The sequence below is a fragment of the Intrasporangium sp. genome (assembly GCF_040414665.1).
Lineage (GTDB): Bacteria > Actinomycetota > Actinomycetes > Actinomycetales > Dermatophilaceae > Intrasporangium.
Map to the genome: position 1 here is coordinate 85,439 of NZ_JBEDUL010000051.1, position 15,998 is coordinate 101,436.

15 protein-coding genes are annotated in these 15,998 nt (G+C 71.0%); 3 read left to right on the top strand and 12 right to left on the bottom strand.

Features of this window, described 5'->3' with window-relative positions:
- Positions 1-309: 309 nt before the first annotated feature.
- The 7 genes from ABF401_RS05800 to ABF401_RS05830 form a co-directional block, all read right to left on the bottom strand.
- Positions 310-699: a DUF1801 domain-containing protein gene (locus tag ABF401_RS05800; protein WP_353508586.1), complete on the bottom strand. Its 390-nt coding sequence runs from the start codon at positions 697-699 to the stop codon at positions 310-312.
- A gap of 50 nt (positions 700-749) precedes the next feature.
- The gene (locus ABF401_RS05805; protein ID WP_353508587.1) at positions 750-1,487 is read right to left on the bottom strand and encodes a FadR/GntR family transcriptional regulator; all 738 of its coding nucleotides are present in this window, start codon (positions 1,485-1,487) and stop codon (positions 750-752) included.
- 10 nt (positions 1,488-1,497) lie between these two features.
- The gene (locus ABF401_RS05810; RefSeq protein WP_353508588.1) at positions 1,498-2,658 is read right to left on the bottom strand and encodes an L-talarate/galactarate dehydratase; all 1,161 of its coding nucleotides are present in this window, start codon (positions 2,656-2,658) and stop codon (positions 1,498-1,500) included.
- Positions 2,655-3,782, bottom strand: a complete 1,128-nt coding sequence (locus tag ABF401_RS05815; protein WP_353508589.1) for an L-talarate/galactarate dehydratase — start codon at positions 3,780-3,782, stop codon at positions 2,655-2,657. Before ABF401_RS05815 ends, ABF401_RS05810 begins: the two co-directional genes overlap by 4 nt.
- A gap of 65 nt (positions 3,783-3,847) precedes the next feature.
- On the bottom strand, positions 3,848-4,858 hold the full coding sequence (locus tag ABF401_RS05820) for a GTP pyrophosphokinase (protein ID WP_353508590.1): 1,011 nt from the start codon (positions 4,856-4,858) through the stop codon (positions 3,848-3,850).
- A gap of 349 nt (positions 4,859-5,207) precedes the next feature.
- Positions 5,208-6,383 (bottom strand): exonuclease/endonuclease/phosphatase family protein, encoded by a 1,176-nt coding sequence (locus ABF401_RS05825; protein ID WP_353508591.1) that lies wholly within the window; start codon positions 6,381-6,383, stop codon positions 5,208-5,210.
- A gap of 120 nt (positions 6,384-6,503) precedes the next feature.
- Complete coding sequence (locus ABF401_RS05830; RefSeq protein WP_353508592.1) at positions 6,504-7,859, bottom strand: APC family permease; 1,356 nt, start codon at positions 7,857-7,859, stop codon at positions 6,504-6,506.
- An 82-nt stretch (positions 7,860-7,941) separates the two neighbouring features.
- Between ABF401_RS05830 and pdxR the strand changes: the two genes are divergently transcribed.
- Positions 7,942-9,369 (top strand): MocR-like pyridoxine biosynthesis transcription factor PdxR, encoded by a 1,428-nt coding sequence (gene pdxR / locus ABF401_RS05835; RefSeq protein WP_353508593.1) that lies wholly within the window; start codon positions 7,942-7,944, stop codon positions 9,367-9,369.
- 12 nt (positions 9,370-9,381) lie between these two features.
- Here pdxR and ABF401_RS05840 read toward each other — a convergent pair whose 3' ends face one another.
- From ABF401_RS05840 to ABF401_RS05850, 3 genes are all read right to left on the bottom strand, one after another.
- Positions 9,382-9,816 carry a CHRD domain-containing protein gene (locus ABF401_RS05840; RefSeq protein ID WP_353508594.1) on the bottom strand — a complete coding sequence of 145 codons (435 nt, stop codon included), beginning with the start codon at positions 9,814-9,816 and terminating at the stop codon, positions 9,382-9,384.
- A gap of 71 nt (positions 9,817-9,887) precedes the next feature.
- Positions 9,888-10,580: a hypothetical protein gene (locus ABF401_RS05845; protein WP_353508595.1), complete on the bottom strand. Its 693-nt coding sequence runs from the start codon at positions 10,578-10,580 to the stop codon at positions 9,888-9,890.
- Between the two features lie 128 nt (positions 10,581-10,708).
- The gene (locus tag ABF401_RS05850) at positions 10,709-11,104 is read right to left on the bottom strand and encodes a DUF2237 family protein (protein WP_353508596.1); all 396 of its coding nucleotides are present in this window, start codon (positions 11,102-11,104) and stop codon (positions 10,709-10,711) included.
- 118 nt (positions 11,105-11,222) lie between these two features.
- Here ABF401_RS05850 and ABF401_RS05855 point away from each other — a divergent pair, with 118 nt between their 5' ends.
- Both ABF401_RS05855 and ABF401_RS05860 read left to right on the top strand, forming a co-directional pair.
- Positions 11,223-13,361 carry a penicillin acylase family protein gene (locus ABF401_RS05855; RefSeq protein WP_353508597.1) on the top strand — a complete coding sequence of 713 codons (2,139 nt, stop codon included), beginning with the start codon at positions 11,223-11,225 and terminating at the stop codon, positions 13,359-13,361.
- Positions 13,362-13,365: 4 nt separating this feature from the next.
- The gene (locus tag ABF401_RS05860) at positions 13,366-13,656 is read left to right on the top strand and encodes a hypothetical protein (protein ID WP_353508598.1); all 291 of its coding nucleotides are present in this window, start codon (positions 13,366-13,368) and stop codon (positions 13,654-13,656) included.
- A gap of 52 nt (positions 13,657-13,708) precedes the next feature.
- On the opposite strand, the gene ABF401_RS05865 is transcribed toward ABF401_RS05860, so the two are convergent.
- Together ABF401_RS05865 and ABF401_RS05870 are read right to left on the bottom strand one after the other, a co-directional pair.
- Positions 13,709-14,806 (bottom strand): DNA polymerase IV, encoded by a 1,098-nt coding sequence (locus ABF401_RS05865; protein WP_353508599.1) that lies wholly within the window; start codon positions 14,804-14,806, stop codon positions 13,709-13,711.
- A gap of 121 nt (positions 14,807-14,927) precedes the next feature.
- A partial coding sequence (locus ABF401_RS05870; protein ID WP_353508600.1) for an FAD-binding dehydrogenase occupies positions 14,928-15,998 on the bottom strand: 1,071 nt, incomplete at its 5' end.

A 15,998-nucleotide genomic window follows, 5' to 3' on the forward strand; every position in this document is an offset into this window, starting at 1 on the left:
CGGCCGTGTGTCGATCCAGGGGCCTACTCTCGTACACGCGTCGGAGGTTTTCGTCCAGGGCTGCGGCGCCCGCTGGTGCCGGTCGCCCGGGGAACGCGGCGCGATGAGCCCATCCGCGCACCGCGCTGAGCCCTTCGCGGGACAGGGCGGTGTCCTCGTCAAGCACGATGCCTGGGCCGGCCAGCAGCTCGGCCCACGCACCCCGGGACCTGGCCACGATCCAGGCCGATCTTCGCGTCCACGGTTGGGCACTGTCCCAATAGGGCTGCAGCTGGTCCTGACTGGATGCCGGAACCTTCACGCAAGCCATCAGTCGGCCTTGGTGACCCGACGCCAGCCCCCAGCTCGGTTGTTGGCGATGACCGCCCGGAAGAGCTCGACGAGGGCCGCCTCGTCGAGCGAATCCTCTTGGCGCACCTGGATGGCCCGGGCCGACTTGTTGTCGTGGCCTTGGTTGATGACGCCGTGCGGGTCGGGCGCGATGGGATCGTAGATGAAGATGTTGAGGTGGTCCTTGGCGCCGAGCAGCGCGGCCACGTTGCCGTCCAACACGAAGTAGGGCAGGCGAGTCCGCTTGATGGTCTCCTCCATCTCGGGATCGGCCTCGTGCAGCAACCGCCGCACGCGCTGGGCAACCTCCTGCTGCCAGCTCGGCAGGGTCGCGATGTAGTCGTCAATGCGCGGATCCGGTGCTCCCACGCGTTCGAGGATGGCATGCCTCGAGTCCGTCGCGCGGAGGGTAAAGAGCGTCAGTCCCGTTGCAGCCGTGCCCGCGAGTTGGAGAGATGCAGCCGCATCGCTGACCGGGCGGCCTCGGCGTCGGAGCGCACGATGGCCAGGTAGACGTTCTCGTGCTCGAGCGACACCCGGGTGGGATGGGTCGCATCGGACACGGTGGACGCAGCTGCGAGCCGGGTGCGCGGCAGCATGATCATCATCGGCCCGAGCGACGCGATCAGGTCGGCGTAGAAGCGGTTGCCCGAGGCGACCGCGATCCGGCGGTGGAACTCGAAGTCCGCCTCGACCGCTCCGCTCTGGCGCTCGCCAGACCTGGAGATCTCGTGCAGGGCTCGCTCGATCGCCTTCAGCTGCACTCCCGTTCGTCGCTGGGCGGCGAGGGCAGCGGCCTCGGGTTCCACCCCGATGCGGAAGTCGATCATGTCGAGCACGTCACGGTGGGTGCGCACGCGGTCGGCGCCTACCTCAAAGCGCTCCGTCTCTGGCAGCGCGAGCACGAAGGTGCCGCGACCTTGGAACGTCTCGACGAGGCCGGCAGCCTGGAGCCGCGAGATAGCCTCGCGGACGACGGTGCGGCTGATCCCGAACTCCGCCACGAGCGACGCCTCGGTCGGTAGCTTCTGCCCCGGCTCCATGTCACCGCTGAGGATCCGCTCCTTGAGCCGCTCGACGAGCTCGTGCGCGAGCCCGCGTCCAGTGTCGCGGTCGAGCAGCGCCTCCGTCGTCGCGTCGTCGCCTCGTGGGATCACGGTGCCCAACCTAACGGGCCGCCAAGGCCGTCAGGACCACCCGGTCGAGGGTCCAACCGGCAGCCTGCTCGGACAGGGTGAGGCCGAGCCCGGGCCGGTCCGGCACAATCATCCGGCCGCCCGAGATCTCGAGTCGCTCCTCGAAGAGCGGGCTCAACCACTCGATGTGCTCGACCCACGACTCGCGGGGGTAGGCGGCGGCGAGGTGGACGTGGATCTCCATGACGAAGTGCGGCGCGACGTGCATCCCCGCGTGGTCGGCAAGGGCCACGACCCGCAGGTAGGGCGTGATTCCCCCGACCCGTGGGACGTCCGGCTGGAGATAGGTCACCGACCGGAGGTCGATGAGTCGCACGAGCTCGCCGACGCTCGTCAGCATCTCTCCGGTCGCGATGGGAGTGTCGAGCGCAGCCGTCAACCGGGCGTGGCCCTCGGCGTCGTGCGCGTCGAGCGGCTCCTCGATCCATACCAGATCGAGGTCGGCCAGCGCGCGACCGGCGCGAAGGGCGCTCGTCCGGTCCCACTGCTGGTTGGCGTCGACCATGAGGGGGACGTCGTCGCCGAGGTGTTCGCGGACCGATGTGACGCGGCCCAGGTCCTCGCGGAGATCCGGTTGGCCGACCTTGACCTTGATGCCGCCGATGCCGGCCGCGAGCGATGCCGATGCCCGCTCCTTGACCTCCTCGATCGGCGCGTGGAGGAAGCCGCCGGATGTGTTGTACGTCGCGACCGAGTCCCGGTGCGCGCCGAGCAGCTTGGCGAGCGGGAGGCCGGCGCGTCGTGCCTTGATGTCCCACAGGGCCGTGTCGATGGAGGAGATCGCTTGTGTCGCAACGCCCGAGCGTCCGACCGATGCGCCCGCCCAGAGGAGCCGGTCGTAGATCCGGGGGATGTCGCTCGGGTCCTCGCCGAGGATGGCGTCGGCGACCTCTCTGGCGTGTGCGAACTGTGCCCTGCATCCGGCGCGGGTGGTGTACGAGAAGCCCAACCCGGCCAGGCCGTGCGCCGTCTCGACCTCGCAGACGAGGATCGACACTTCGCGCATCGGCTGCTGTCGTCCCGTCAGCACCTTTGCGTCGCTGACCGGGGTCGGCAGTGGCACGTCGACGAGCGACAGCGAAACCGCGGTGATGCGGTCCGCGCCCCTCGTCTCCGGCGCCGAGGCGCTCATGCGCGACCCACCTCGAACGTGTCCACGGTCCAGGCCTTCGCCTGGTCGCTCAGCGTGAAGCCCAGGCCGGGGCGGTCCGGCACGATCATCCGACCGTCGCGGGTCTCGAGGCGCTCGTTGAACAGAGGGTCGAGCCACTCGAAGTGCTCGACCCACGGCTCGCGGGGATAGGTCGCCGCGAGGTGCAGGTGGATCTCCATGGCGAAGTGCGGGGCGAGGTCGAGGCCGGCGTGGTCGGCGAGCGTGGCGAGCCGGAGGAATGGTGTGATGCCACCGACCCGCGGCGCGTCCGGCTGGATGATGTCGGCCGCCCGGGCCTCGATGAGCCGGACGTGCTCGGCGACGCTGGAGAGCATCTCGCCCGTTGCGATCGGCGTGTCGAGGGCTGCCGCGAGCTGCGCGTGACCCTCCGCGTCGTAGGCGTCGAGTGGCTCCTCGATCCAGACGAGGCCGAGGTCCTCGACGGAACGGCCGAAGCGGAGGGCCGTCGGCCGATCCCACTGCTGGTTGGCGTCGATCATGAGTGGCACGTCGGCGCCGAGGTGCTCCCGGACGGCGGCGAGGCGCTCTAGGTCGAGGCGCCAGTTCGGCTGGCCCACCTTGATCTTGATGCCGCCGATGCCCGCGGCGAGGGACTCCGTCGCGCGCTCCTTGACCTCATCGATCGGGGCATGGAGGAAGCCGCCCGACGTGTTGTAGGCGCGGACCGAGTCGCGGTGTGCACCTATGAGCTTTGCGAGCGGAAGCGCGGCGCGCTTGGCCTTGAGGTCCCACAGGGCGATGTCGATCGCGGCGAGCGCCTGGGTGGCGACCCCGGACCGGCCGACCGAGGCGCCGGCCCAGAGCAGCTTGTCGTAGACCTTCGCGATGTCGCTCGGGTCCTCGCCGATGAGCCGGTCGGCGACCTCCTTGGCGTGCGCGAACTGGGCGGGTCCACCGGCGCGCTTCGAGTAGCTGAAGCCGATGCCGTGCTGGTCCTGCTCGGTTCCGACCTCCGCGAAGAGGAGGACGACCTCGGTCATCGGCCGCTGCCTGCCGGTGAGGACCTTCGCGTCGCTGATGGGCGTGGGCAGCGGCAGGACGACAGTGGAGAGCGCGACATGGCGGATGCGATCGGCAGTCATGAGGAGTGATCGTATAAGTCATGAACTTGTCCGACAAGGCAACGGTCTGCTGTTGCCCCGGAGGCTCACCCACGCAGCTTCGTCAGCCTGCCCTCGAGGGCCGCCCGACGGTGGGCGTTGCCCGCGAGGTCGACGTACCGTTCCCCGAACGCCGCGAGCAGCGCGTCGTCGAGGCGCCGCACCGCACCAGGCGGGTACTTGTATCCCATCCGGGCCGTGACCTCGGCGCTGTCGACCGAGGCGAGGACCGTGTCGAGCGCCTCGACCGTCGTGATGCCGAGCTCCTGCAGCAGACCCGAGACCCAGGTGTAGTGGTCGGTGCGCGACCACCCCGCGTCGGAGTACGTGCCCGCGAGGTACTTCGCGAGGTCCTGCGACCCGATGTGCGGATGGGCGGGGGCCTCCTCGGGCTCCGGTTCGGCGGGGATCGCGACCTGTAGCCGGGCCCGGATCGCGGAGAACTCCCGGTCGGCGAGCTCGAGCAGCCCGGCCGCCAGGGTGAACCGCCGGTCGAGGTCGAAGGCGTGCTCGTCCGGCACCGTGCCCTTGTACCGGATGTCATGCTCGAACTCGGCCCACGCGTGCTGGAGGACGGTGCGGATCTGGACCGATGCGTTGAGCCGGCGGAGTGGCTCGTACGGCGGTGGCACGACGCGGCTCGCATCCACTGCGACGAGCAGGTGCCGGCTGGCATAGCCCCACCGCCCGGCCCTCGCCGTCTCAAGGCCGAGGTCGCGGTCGTCGAGAACTGCGAGCTCCTGGGCGAGCAGGTCGGCCACCGCGGTCACGTCGGCCTGCACGTACGTGATGACCCGCACGCCGATCCCATCGGTGATGTCCTCGATCGGCTCGGGGTGCAGGGGAACCCCATCGACCAGCCGTTCGGCCTTGCCCCGGAACGACTCGACGGACTTGGTGCGCCCCGAGACGTTGAGGTAGTTGATACCGGCATCGTCGAGCAGCGCCTGGACCATCTCGATGTAGCGGCCGGTCGCCTCGACGAGCCGGGGGTGTCGTTCGCGGTACTCGTCCACGGCTCGTTCGACGACCTGCTGGTGCTCACTCCGCCTCGACATGCGCCCATCCTGCCGCCCCCCTCGTCGAGTGTGCAGTTCGCGACCTCCTCCACGCGTCGCGAACTGCACACCCGACTGAGAGGTGGGACGAGTGACGGGACGGGTTTCCCTTCCCGCCCATGCGGTCGGCCGGGCAGGGGAGCTGGTCCCGTCATTCCACCCCTGCCGTATGCCGCTGAGCTCCCTCCCAGCCCGATGCTCGGGTCCGTCCCTCCGGCCGCCTTCGTCGAGTGTGCACTTCACGCCCGGCGCCTACTGCACCCTCGACCTGGTGGCCGAATGGCAGGGACTGCACCTGGACGCAGGATCCAGCTCAGCGGCATACGGCTGCGTTGTTGTGGTGCTCGGGTCACCACCCGCGAAGGCGGAGGACCACGCCTGCGTGGTCGGAGGGCCAGAGGCCCGTTGCCGGGTCGCGGTCGGTCACCTGGTTACCGGTGATGAAGCCGCGGTCGACGTCGAGCGGTCTCCCGTCGAGGGTGTGGGCAAAGACCATGTCGATCCGGTGGTCGAAGCCTGCGGCGGACGCGTCGTTGACGCGCTCGGACAGGCCTGACGTCCAGCCCTGCTCGGCTGGGGCCCACTCGAGCCACTGGTCCGTGTATCCGGCTGGACCCGTGAGGAAGTCGTAGGGGGCCTTGTGGGGCACGGTGTCCTGCGGCTTGACCCTGTCGAGGAGGGGGTCGGAGTTGCAGTCGCACACGAAGACCGTCGTGCGGTCGGTCGCTGTGGCCTCGGCGGCCACCTGCATGCCCTGCGCGAGAGCGAGGTTCGAGCTGAACGCCTCGAAGTGCGAGTTGACGAACCGGAAGGAGGAGCCACCCGCTCGCACGTCCACCCACTGGTAGCCGCGCGAGAAGTTCATCGTCACGCCGGAGATCTCCACCTTGAGGTTGTGGGCGAAGAGCTGGTCGTGCTCGCCAGTCACCGTGAGCGCGTTGGTGGCTCGCTTGAGGATGACGTCGTGCATCGTCAGCCGGACGTCGCGCGGGTTGCCCATCGTCGCAGTGAAGCTCGGGGACTCGACATCGGCACGCTCGCCGACGACCTCGGCGACGTAGGGCGTCCCGGCCGCGCGCAGATCGGCGAGCAGGGTGGCGAGGAAGTCATAGTCGACCGCCGTGGCATTGGGCACGCCGACCTTGTTCAGCTCGAGCGGCCCGGAGCGCCACAGGGCGACCTCCTGCAGGCCGACGAGATCGGGCTTGGCCGTGGCGATCTCGCGGGCCAGCAGCTTGGAGCGAACCGGGAAGTTGGTCGCGTCGACGATGCGTCGGGTCTGGTCGGTGGCGATGGCCAGCGCCGCGACGACTTCCTGAGGCGTCTTGCCCTGGGCCTGCGCCGCGAGCGCGGCCTCGACGGGCCGGTTGATGTCGGCGCCCAGGTAGATGTTGCGGGTCATCACCGTGATCGGCTTGCCCGGCGGCTCAGGCGTGGCCTGGGCGGCGGTCGCCGCGGCCATCGGGACCACGACCAGGGCAGCGGCGGCCGCAGCGAGAACGGCACGCGTGGGCAGTCGGCGCATCAAGTTCCTCCCCATCGAGCTGGTGAGCTCTCCCATTGAGACTGTGAGGGTGAGCCTGCCGTTCCGACGCCCGGGATGCAATGGTTTGGCGCCACTTGGGGTGCGGCGGATCGACCGGCGTCAGCTCCCGGTTCGGGGCGTGCGGGATCGGTAGGCGAGCGAGGCCGCCACGATGCCCAGCGCCCAGATCGTGTGCAGACCGTTGACGACGAGCAGGCCGAGAGTGGCGACGAAGGCGACCGCGGCGGTCCACCAGCCGAGGCTCCAGCGCGGGAGGAGACGGAGCGCCGCGCCGGTCCCGACGACGTAGACGAGGGTGAAGCAGCCCGTGGCGAGCAGCATGAGGGGCGTCAGGCCGAGGTCGAGGACGGCTGCGACCACAAGGGAGAGCGCGCCACCGAGGGTGAGCACGCCGAGGCTGCGCCGCGGAACCTCGCCCGGTCCGCTGCCCTTGGCCAGGGCCGGGGGGAGGCTCCCGTCGCGGCCGAGCGCTGCGCCGAGCCGCGAGCCGCCGGCGAAGTAGGCGTTCATCGCGCCGAGCGTCAGCAGGACGGCGGCGACAGCAGTGAGGACGCGCGCGCCGTCCCCCAGTGCGACGGCCAGGAGGTCCGACAGCGGAGCCTCGGTTGCGCCGGTCGCCGGACCGAGGACGAGAAGGCTGGTCGCCGCGAGGCCGAGGTAGAGCACGCCGACGACGGCAACGGCGATCGCCGTGGCGCGCGGGACATCGCGGCGCGGGTTGCGGTACTCGGCCGAGAGGGGAGCGACGGCCTCCCACCCGGCGAACCCCCAGACAAGGACGGCAGCGGCGGCGGCCACGGGTCCCCAGCCGTGCGGCGCGAAGGGCGACAGGTGGCCGGAGTCGCCATGGGGCAGCGCCAGCGACATGGTGACGAGCATGAGCACGGCGAGCGCGACCGCCAGCGCCAGCTGGACCCGGCCGGAGAGCCGCAGGCCCATGGCGTTCATCGCAGCCGTGCCGGCGAGGAGCGCGGCAGCCACCGCCAGGGTGGTGGTCCGGCCGCCGCCGACCACGTCGGCGACATAGCCCCCTGCCATCATCGACGCAGGGGGAGCACCCACGGGGATGGCGAAGTAGAAGCACCAGCCGACGGCCCCGGCCGCCCGGTCGCCGAACGCTCGCCGGGCATAGGTCGACACGCCACCCGTGTCGGGCAACCGGGCGCCCAATGCCGCGAACGTCGCCGCGAGCGGTATGGACAGGAGGACGAGGGCGGCCCAAGCGACGAGAGAGGCGGGCCCGGCCACGTCGGCGGCGAGGGCGGGCAGCGTGATGACGCCCGTGCCGAGGACGGCGCCGACCGACAGGGCGGTGCCCTGGGCCACGGTGAGCGTGCCCTGTCGCGAGCCCTGTCCCGAGGCCTGTCGCGAGTCCGGCCTGACGGCCTCGGCCGGGCTCGATGGGCCCGCGGAAGCCGCGTCTGATGCCATCCGGGCGCTGCTCGAAGGTGCCATGAGGTCCATGTTGCGGGGCTGGGTGGACTGCTGGGCAGGGCCGCTTTCCCACGAGCGGGCTGGTCCGCTCTACCCTGCTGGAGTGACCATTCACGTGAGCCTCGACGCGCCGGGCGACCGGACGGCCCGGATCTACGTAGCCCTCCGCCACGCGATCCTCGACGGTCGGCTGGCCAGCGGCGACCGCGTGCCCGCGACGCGGGATCTCGCAGGGCAGCTCGGCGTGGCGCGCGGGACGGTGACCTCTGCCTACGACCGGCTCGTGGCCGAGGGCTTCCTCGAGAGCCGCACCGGCTCCGGCACCTTCGTCACCGACGTGGCCCTGACCACGGACGCGGACGACCACGGACGGCGGGCCAGGAGCGGCGCCGTGCAGCCGCTCGCAATGTGGCTCGACTCAGGTCGTGAGCCGGAGCGCCCGCTCGCGGGCCGAGTCCACGACCTCTACCCCGGCTTGCCCGACAACCGGCTCTTCCCGCTCGAGACTTGGCGCCGGCTCGTGTCCACCCAGCTGCGCCGATCACGACTCGACGACCTGACCTATGTCGGTCGCGGCCACCGGCGACTGCGCGAGGAGGTCGCTCGTCACCTCGGCCTGGCCCGGTCGGTTGCCTGCTCGAGCGAGGACGTCATCGTGACCGTCGGCGCCCAGCAGGCCATCGACCTCGTCGCCCGCGTGCTTGTGGAGCCGGGGACCGTCGTCGCCGCCGAGGACCCGGGGTACTCCGCAGCCCACCGGCTCTTCGAGACGCACCGTGCGGTGGTGCGCGGAGTGCCCGTCGACAGCGAGGGCCTCGTCGTCGACGCGCTCCCGGACGACGCCCGGATCGTCTACGTGACGCCGTCCCATCAGTTCCCGACCGGGGTCGTCATGTCCTTGGCCCGCCGGGCCGCCCTCCTGCGCTGGGCGGTCGACCACGATGCCGCCATCGTCGAGGACGACTACGACAGCGAGTTCCGGTTCTCCGACCGGCCGCTCGAGCCGATCCAGAGCCTCGACCGCGAGGGGCGGGTCATCTACGTCGGGACGTTCAGCAAGTCCCTGATCCCAGCCCTGAGGGTCGGGTACCTCGTCGCGCCGCAGTCGCTGCAGCGGGCGCTGCGCGAGGCGAGGCGCGTCAGCACGTGGGAGGGCGACGTCGTCACGCACGGTGCCTTGGCCGACTTCCTTGCGGAGGGACACCACTCCGCGCACGTGCGCCGAGCGAGCCGGGTGTACGGCGAGCGGAGGAGCCAGCTCCTCGCGGAGCTGTCCCGGCACGACGACGTGCTCGAGGTGGTGCCCTCCGTCGCGGGCCTGCACGTGTGCGCGCACTTCCGTGACCAGGGCGTCGATGATCGGTCCGTCGTCGCGGAGGCGGCCCGGCACGGCGTGCGCATCGAGGCCCTCACGCCGCGCTACCTCGAGCAGCCGCCCGTGCAGGGGCTCGTCATGGGGATCGGCACCATCGAGGCCGGCGCCATCCAGGACGCAGTCCGCCGGCTCTCCCGCGCGTTACCCCGCAGCTGACAGCCCGGCGTCTCAGCCGAGCTGCCCGCGGACGGCGCCGGCCGGGAAGACGGTGGTGTGCACGTTGACGTAGAAGTCCTGCGGCGCCTTGAGGATCGCCTTCGCCAGCGACTGGTCGACCGTCGCACACCCGCTGGACGTCCCGTCGACGGGTGGGTTCAGGGGCACGACGACGGCCCCGTTGATGCCCGCGGGTGCGCGGTGGATGTGCGCCGCGAGGACCGGGTCGAGCCCCGAGACGGTGATCTCGTAGCAGACCTCGCTCTGGCCGACGTTGACCCGGACGTCGGCGGTCCCGAGGCCGTCAGGGTCGCCACCGGCGACTTCGTTGGCGCCGACGAGGTCGGTCGAGAATGGGCGGCCACCAGCAAGGGCCGGGGCAGGGGCGAGCATGGCGGCGGCTGCGGCAACGGCTGCGGCCACGGCAAGCAAGCGGGTCCGGTGCATGACATTCCCTTCGTGATCGGGTGGTGGGAGTGGATACGACGCCGAACCGGTCTGGTTCTGCGCTGCGTCCCTCAGCGCGGCGGGATCGAGGTGCTGGGGGTCGGCGGGGGGATCGGTAGGACGAGGTTCGTGCGCAGGGCCCCGTTGACCATGGCCAGCAGGACGCCGACCTCCGACCGGATCACGCCGTAGCGTGCAGGGGCCTGCGGCGACCCGGCCAGCGCCTCGGCGGATGCGGCGTCCGCGAAGAGCCGGAGCGACGTCACTCGGCCGAACCAGCTGGGCGGGTCCAGTCCGGGCGGAGCCGCGGTCCCTTCGAGCGACGTCAGGTGTCGAGCAAGCGCCTCGAACTGCAGGGCGGCGCCCGGGCCAGTGCCGCCGCTCCTGTCCAGAGCCGAGATGTCGCCGATGATCCCTTGGTAGCTCGCCAGGGCGGTGCCCTGGCTGAAGGGGGCCGTCGACGTCACCACGGGGCGTGGCGGCAGGGTCACCGTCACCGTTGGGGTCGTGAGGACGGTCGTCGGCGAGACGACGGTGGTCGTCGCGGTCACCGTGTTGGTGACCGTTCGCCATTCGGGGACGGTCACCGTGGCCGTCGGTCCCAGCCCGGTCCCGGGTGGGGCCTGACTGAGCTCGATCTCCGGTTCGCCCGAGCAGGAGCCGATGACGGCGACCACCAGCGGCGCGAGCACGACAGCGCAGACCCTCGTGCCGCTGACCCTGCCGGTCCCGGTCCGGGTCACGCGGAGTCGGACGACGCGCATGGACTCCTCCGGCGGCGCCACTCGGGGACGGACGTGCGATCGGGCGGGATCGACACGAGGCGCTGCTCACTGATTGTGCGACCTGGACCCCCGCCGTGGGGAGGAATCGGAAGATTTGTTCCTGGCCGTCACAGCAGGGAACTCGGGTCGTCAGGGACGTCAGCGGCATACGACTGGAGCAGTTGGAGCGGCACGATGTCGAGGGCTCGCTCGTGGGTTGCCGCGAGGACGACCGGCGCCGCGGAGCCGGCCTGGTGGGACTCGAGCCAGCGCGTCGCGACAACGCACCAACGGTCCCCGGGCGTGAGCCCGGGGAAGCGCCACTCGGGGCGAGGGGTGAGCAGGTCATTGCCGATGCTGCGCTGGTGCTCGAGGAACTCGGCGGTCACGACGGCGCAGATCGTGTGCAGGCCGCGGTCCTCTGGACCCGCGGTGCAGAACCCGTCGCGGTAGAACCCGGTCAGCGGGTCGGCGCTGCACAGCTCGAGGTCGCCACCCAGAACGTTGCGTTCTCCACGCGCCATGGGGCAAACCTAGCCGTATGCCGCTGGGCCAGGTTTCGCCTACCGTGCCGGGTGATCCGGGTGACTTCGGCTGGAATTGCCGTGGACTCGGGCGGTTTGGCTCGTGATGCTGTCCGGCATGAGTGGTCAGGTCGTCCGCGACTCCCATGGCATCCCCCATCTTCGCGCAGGCACGGTCCTCGACCTGGCCCGGCTCCAGGGGCTGGTGACGGCGCAGGACCGAGCCTGGCAACTCGAGTGGTTCCGGTGGCGGATGGAGGGCCGGACGGCCGAGTACGTCGGCGATGACGGCGTGCCGTGGGACCGCTTCGCGCGGCAGGTTCAGCTCGAGCCGACTGTGCGGGCCTGTTACGCGGCGCTCGATGACGAGACCCGGGCCTGGGTCTCCGCCTATGTCGACGGTGTCAACGAGGGGATGCCGACCGGTCTGGGGCAGGCCCCGGAGCTCGGGCTGCTCGGGCTGCGCGGATTGCCGGACGAGGCGTTCCGGCCGCGCCCGTGGGAGCCCTGGACACCGCTCGGGATCTTCTGGGCGGTCCACCTGCTCTTCGGCACCTTCCCCGCCAAGCTCTTCAACGATCACATCGTGCACCGGCTCGGCGCGGACTGGTTGCCGCTGTTCCATGCCGAGGGCGCCACCCAGTCGGGGAGCAACGCGTGGGTGGTGTGTGGCGAGCGCACCGCCAGCGGCCTGCCGCTCATCGCGGGGGACCCGCACCGGATCCTCGAGCTGCCCGGCTGCTACCAGCAGGTCGGGCTGGCCTGCGACGAGTTCGACGTCGTCGGGTTCGCCTTCCCCGGCGTGCCCGGGGTGCAGCACTTCGCCCATGCCGGTTCGGTCGCCTGGGGCATCACCAACGCCATGGCGGACTACCAGGACCTGACCCGTGAGGAGCTGCGCCGACGCGACGACGGGTGCCTCGAGGCCCGTGGCGTCGCTGGCTGGGCGCCCGTCACGCACCACCTCGAGACCGTGCTCGTCCGCGGTGCGGACGCGGTCGAGGTTCCCGTGGTCGTCACGGAGCGCGGGCCGGTCGTCACGGGCCTTGAGTCGGGACTCGAGGCGGCGCTGTCGCGAGGGACCGCGACCGGGTCATCTGCCGGGTCGCGCGATGGGTCGCCAGCCGCAGCCGCCGACTGCTTCAGCCTGCGCACGCCGTCGCAGGCGACCATCGACCTCGGCTTCGAGGCCTTCCTGCCACTGCTCAGGGCCCGGACGGTGGACGACGTCGAGGCCGCGCTGGGCCGCTGGGTCGAGCCGGTCAACAGTGCCGTGGTGGCGGATGTCGAAGGACGCGTCCGCCACCTGGTGGTGGGCCGGGTCCCGGAGCGGCCCGCGGTCAACTTCGAGGTCCCCGTCGACGCCTGGGACCCGCGGCACGAGTGGGTCGGCTGGAGACGCGGCCCGGCCACCGACGTCGTCGAGGTCATGGTGAGCGCCAACGACCGTCGCAGCGGTGGCGGCCTCGGGGTCGAGTACGCCTCCCCGTTCCGGGCCGACCGGATCCGGGACCTGGTCGGCGACCGGCGTGGCCTGACCCCGGCTGACTTCCTCGCGATCCACGTCGACACCCTCAATGGCCAGGCCCGCCTCATGCGCGAGCTGGTTTCCACGGCGGAGGTCTCCGGTGCCGCTGCCGCGGTCCGCGAGGAGCTGATGGCCTGGGACGGTCTCAGCGTGCCGGACAGTCGTGGCGCCGCGGTCTTCGCCGAGTGGCGGCATGCCTTCGTCCGGTGGCTGACCGAGCATCGGGCGCTCGCGCCGCTGCATGAGCCAACCGGGCACTCGAGACTCTTCACGACATGGCTGACCGTGCCGCTCCAGATCGGCATCGGCTGGCCGTCGATGGTGAGAGGGGCATCCGGCCATGGGATCGACGTGGCGACGGGGGTCGCCGAGGCCCTCGCGCGCGTGGCGCAGCAAGGAGACGAGGCAACCGTCTGGGGCGACCGTCACTGGTTTGATCCGGTGCACGCCCTCGACGGGCTCGGCGGCGTGCCGACGGCGCCGGACGCCGCCGTACCGGGCGACAAGGGGTGCGTCCTCGCAGCGGCGAGCGCCCCGGGGGTGACGGACCGCTGCTACGTGGGTCCGGTGGCGCGGTACGTGTGGGACCTGGCCGACCGGGACTCGAGCCGGTGGGTGGTTCCCATGGGAGCCTCGGGTGTCGAGGGTGACGACCATTTCGCCGACCAGCTGCCCCTCTGGCTCACTGGAGGCTCCCTGTCGACGGCCGGCCCTGCTGTGCGAGAGTGACGCCGTGGAATCCACGCTGACCCGGGCGACAATCGTGTGGTTCGTCGTTGCCGGTGTCTCTGGTGTGGCGGCGGTCTTTCTGCACCTGTTCCGCTCCACCTTCGGCGGCGGGAGCACGGCGCTCGTGCTGGCCATCGCGGCCTATGCGGCAACGGCGCTCGCCGTGGTGAGCGTCTACCGCGGCGTGATGTCGGCCGCATCTCAGCAGGACCGGGCGCGCCGCAACGCGGATCGTGAACGTGAGGTCGCCGACCGGCTGGCCCGGTGGGAGGGCATGCGACCCCGCGACCAGTGACCCGCTCATCGGATCCGGTGAACCAGCGTCGAGGTCGTAGCGGTTCACTGGATCAGAGGCGGCCGCGAATGGGCGTCCGGTCGGCGGGGTCTCCCTCATCGGGCATCACCATCTCGGCTCGCACCCCGAGCAGCCGCACCTCCCGCCCCGGCTCGACCGTGTCCGCGAGCGCCACGGCGGCCTCGACGACGTCATCCTTCTCGTGCGTCGGCGCCTTGAGCTTCCGCGCCTTCGTCTGCGTGAAGAACGGCGCGTAGCGGATCTTCAGCGTGACCCGGAAGACCGGCCGCCCCTCCTTCGCGACGTCCCCGTGCACCTGCTCGGCCAGCACCCGGATGGCGTCGCGGACCTCCTCCGAGGTGGTGAGGTTCTGCTGGTAGGTGGTCTCCCGGCTGTGCCCCCGAGCGATCCACGGGCTGTCGTCGACGACCGCCGAGCCGAGACCCCGGCCGAGCTCTCGATACCAGGTGCCCATCCGCGGGCCGAACTCAGTCACGAGCGCCGCCTCGTCAGAGTAGGCGAGCTGTCGCACCGTCTCGATGCCGAGCGCGGTGAGGCGCTTGGAGATCTTCGACCCCACTCCCCACAGGTCGATCGTCGGGCGGTCGCCCATGACCTCGAGCCAGTTGTCCTTGGTCAAGCGGAAGACGCCTCGCGGCTTCCCGAAGCCGGTCGCGATCTTTGCGCGGATCTTGTTGTCCCCGATGCCGACCGAGCAGTGCAGCTCCGTGGCCTCGAGCACCGCAGCCATGGCCTGTCGGGCGAAGGCCTCGGGGTCATCCGTCGTCACGCCGACGAACGCCTCGTCCCAGCCGAGGACTTCGACGACCACCGAGCCGTGCTCGCTCGAGAGCCGCCGGAGCGTGGCCATCACCTGCTCGGAGGCGGCGTTGTAGGCATCCGCGTCCACGGGCAGGAGGATTGCGTCCGGTGCCTTGCGGGCCGCGAGCCGGAGTGGCATCCCCGACCCGACGCCGAACTGGCGGGCTTCGTAGGACGCGGTCGACACCACGGCGCGCTCCGTCGGGTCGCCACGCCCGCCGACGATGACGGGCTTGCCGGCGAGCTCGGGTCGCCGCAGCACCTCGACCGCCGCGATGAACTGGTCGAGATCGACGTGCAGCACCCAGGCCTGCGCCCCCTCTGCCATGCGCTCCATCATGGCCCACTGTGGTGACGTCGCTGCAACACACCGAGCACCGGCAAGCTCGCGGCGGTTATAACCGTCAGGGGTTGGCCGGTGCTCGGTGTGTTGCGGGTTGCAGTGGGAGCTAGAGGGCCGCGGCAACGGCGCGACCGGCGGTGCGTCCGCTGAAGAGGCACCCGCCGAGGAACGTCCCCTCGAGCGAGTTGTAGCCGTGCATGCCGCCGCCGCCGAAGCCCGCCACCTCACCGGCCGCAAAGACACCCGGCAGCGTCTCGCCGCCCTCCGTCAGGACGCGCGCGGACAGGTCGGTCTCGAGGCCCCCGAGCGTCTTGCGCGTCAGGATGTTGAGACGGACGGCGATGAGGGGCCCGGCCTTGGGGTCGAGGATCTTGTGCGGTGATGCCACCCGAATCAGCTTGTCGCCACGGTAGTTCCGCGCGCCACGGAGCGCCGTCACCTGGGCGTCCTTGGTGAACGCGTTGTCCAGCTCGTTGTCCCGGGCGACGATGGTGCGCCGGAGCGACTCCTCGTCGATGAGCTCCTCGCCGACGAGGGAGCTCATCTTGCGGACCAGCTCCCCGAGACTCGTCGCGACGACGAAGTCCTCGCCGTGCCGCTTGAACGCCTCGACCGGCCCCGGCGCCCCGGGTCGGACCCGTCCGAGCACCTGCCGCACGTCCTTGCCGGTGAGGTCCGGGTTCTGCTCGGACCCGGAGAGGGCGAACTCCTTCTCGATGATCTTCTGCGTCAGGACGAACCACGAGTAGTCGTAGCCCGTCGACAAGATGTGCCGCAGTGTCCCCAGGGTGTCGAAGCCCGGGAAGTACGGTGCGGGCAGCCGGCGTCCCCGTGCGTCCAGCCACAGCGACGAGGGGCCGGGCAGGATGCGGATGCCGTGGTTCTCCCAGATCGGGTCCCAGTTGCGCAGGCCCTCGGTGTAGTGCCACATCCGGTCCGGGTTGATGAGGCGTCCACCGGCCGCCTGGGTGATCTGGAGCATGCGGCCGTCGACGTGTGCCGGCACTCCCGCGACCATCCGCGCCGGCGGCGTGCCGAGCCGCTCCGGCCAGACGCGCCGGACCAGGTCGTGGTTGCCGCCGATGCCGCCGCTCGTGACGATGACGGCCTGCGCGGTGATCTCGAAGTCACCGACCTCGTCGCGGTTCGTCGCCTTCCCGCGCGGAGCGTCGTCGGG

Excerpts from the sequence above, each read along its gene's own strand:
- ABF401_RS05810 (WP_353508588.1), bottom strand. The coding sequence starts at position 2,658 with ATGAGCGCCTCGGCGCCGGAGACGAGGGGCGCGGACCGCATCACCGCG.
- ABF401_RS05815 (WP_353508589.1), bottom strand. The coding sequence starts at position 3,782 with ATGACTGCCGATCGCATCCGCCATGTCGCGCTCTCCACTGTCGTCCTG.
- ABF401_RS05820 (WP_353508590.1), bottom strand. The coding sequence starts at position 4,858 with ATGTCGAGGCGGAGTGAGCACCAGCAGGTCGTCGAACGAGCCGTGGAC.
- ABF401_RS05825 (WP_353508591.1), bottom strand. The coding sequence starts at position 6,383 with ATGCGCCGACTGCCCACGCGTGCCGTTCTCGCTGCGGCCGCCGCTGCC.
- ABF401_RS05830 (WP_353508592.1), bottom strand. The coding sequence starts at position 7,859 with ATGGCACCTTCGAGCAGCGCCCGGATGGCATCAGACGCGGCTTCCGCG.
- ABF401_RS05840 (WP_353508594.1), bottom strand. The coding sequence starts at position 9,816 with ATGCACCGGACCCGCTTGCTTGCCGTGGCCGCAGCCGTTGCCGCAGCC.
- ABF401_RS05845 (WP_353508595.1), bottom strand. The coding sequence starts at position 10,580 with ATGCGCGTCGTCCGACTCCGCGTGACCCGGACCGGGACCGGCAGGGTC.
- ABF401_RS05850 (WP_353508596.1), bottom strand. The coding sequence starts at position 11,104 with ATGGCGCGTGGAGAACGCAACGTTCTGGGTGGCGACCTCGAGCTGTGC.
- ABF401_RS05855 (WP_353508597.1), top strand. The coding sequence starts at position 11,223 with ATGAGTGGTCAGGTCGTCCGCGACTCCCATGGCATCCCCCATCTTCGC.
- ABF401_RS05865 (WP_353508599.1), bottom strand. The coding sequence starts at position 14,806 with ATGGCAGAGGGGGCGCAGGCCTGGGTGCTGCACGTCGATCTCGACCAG.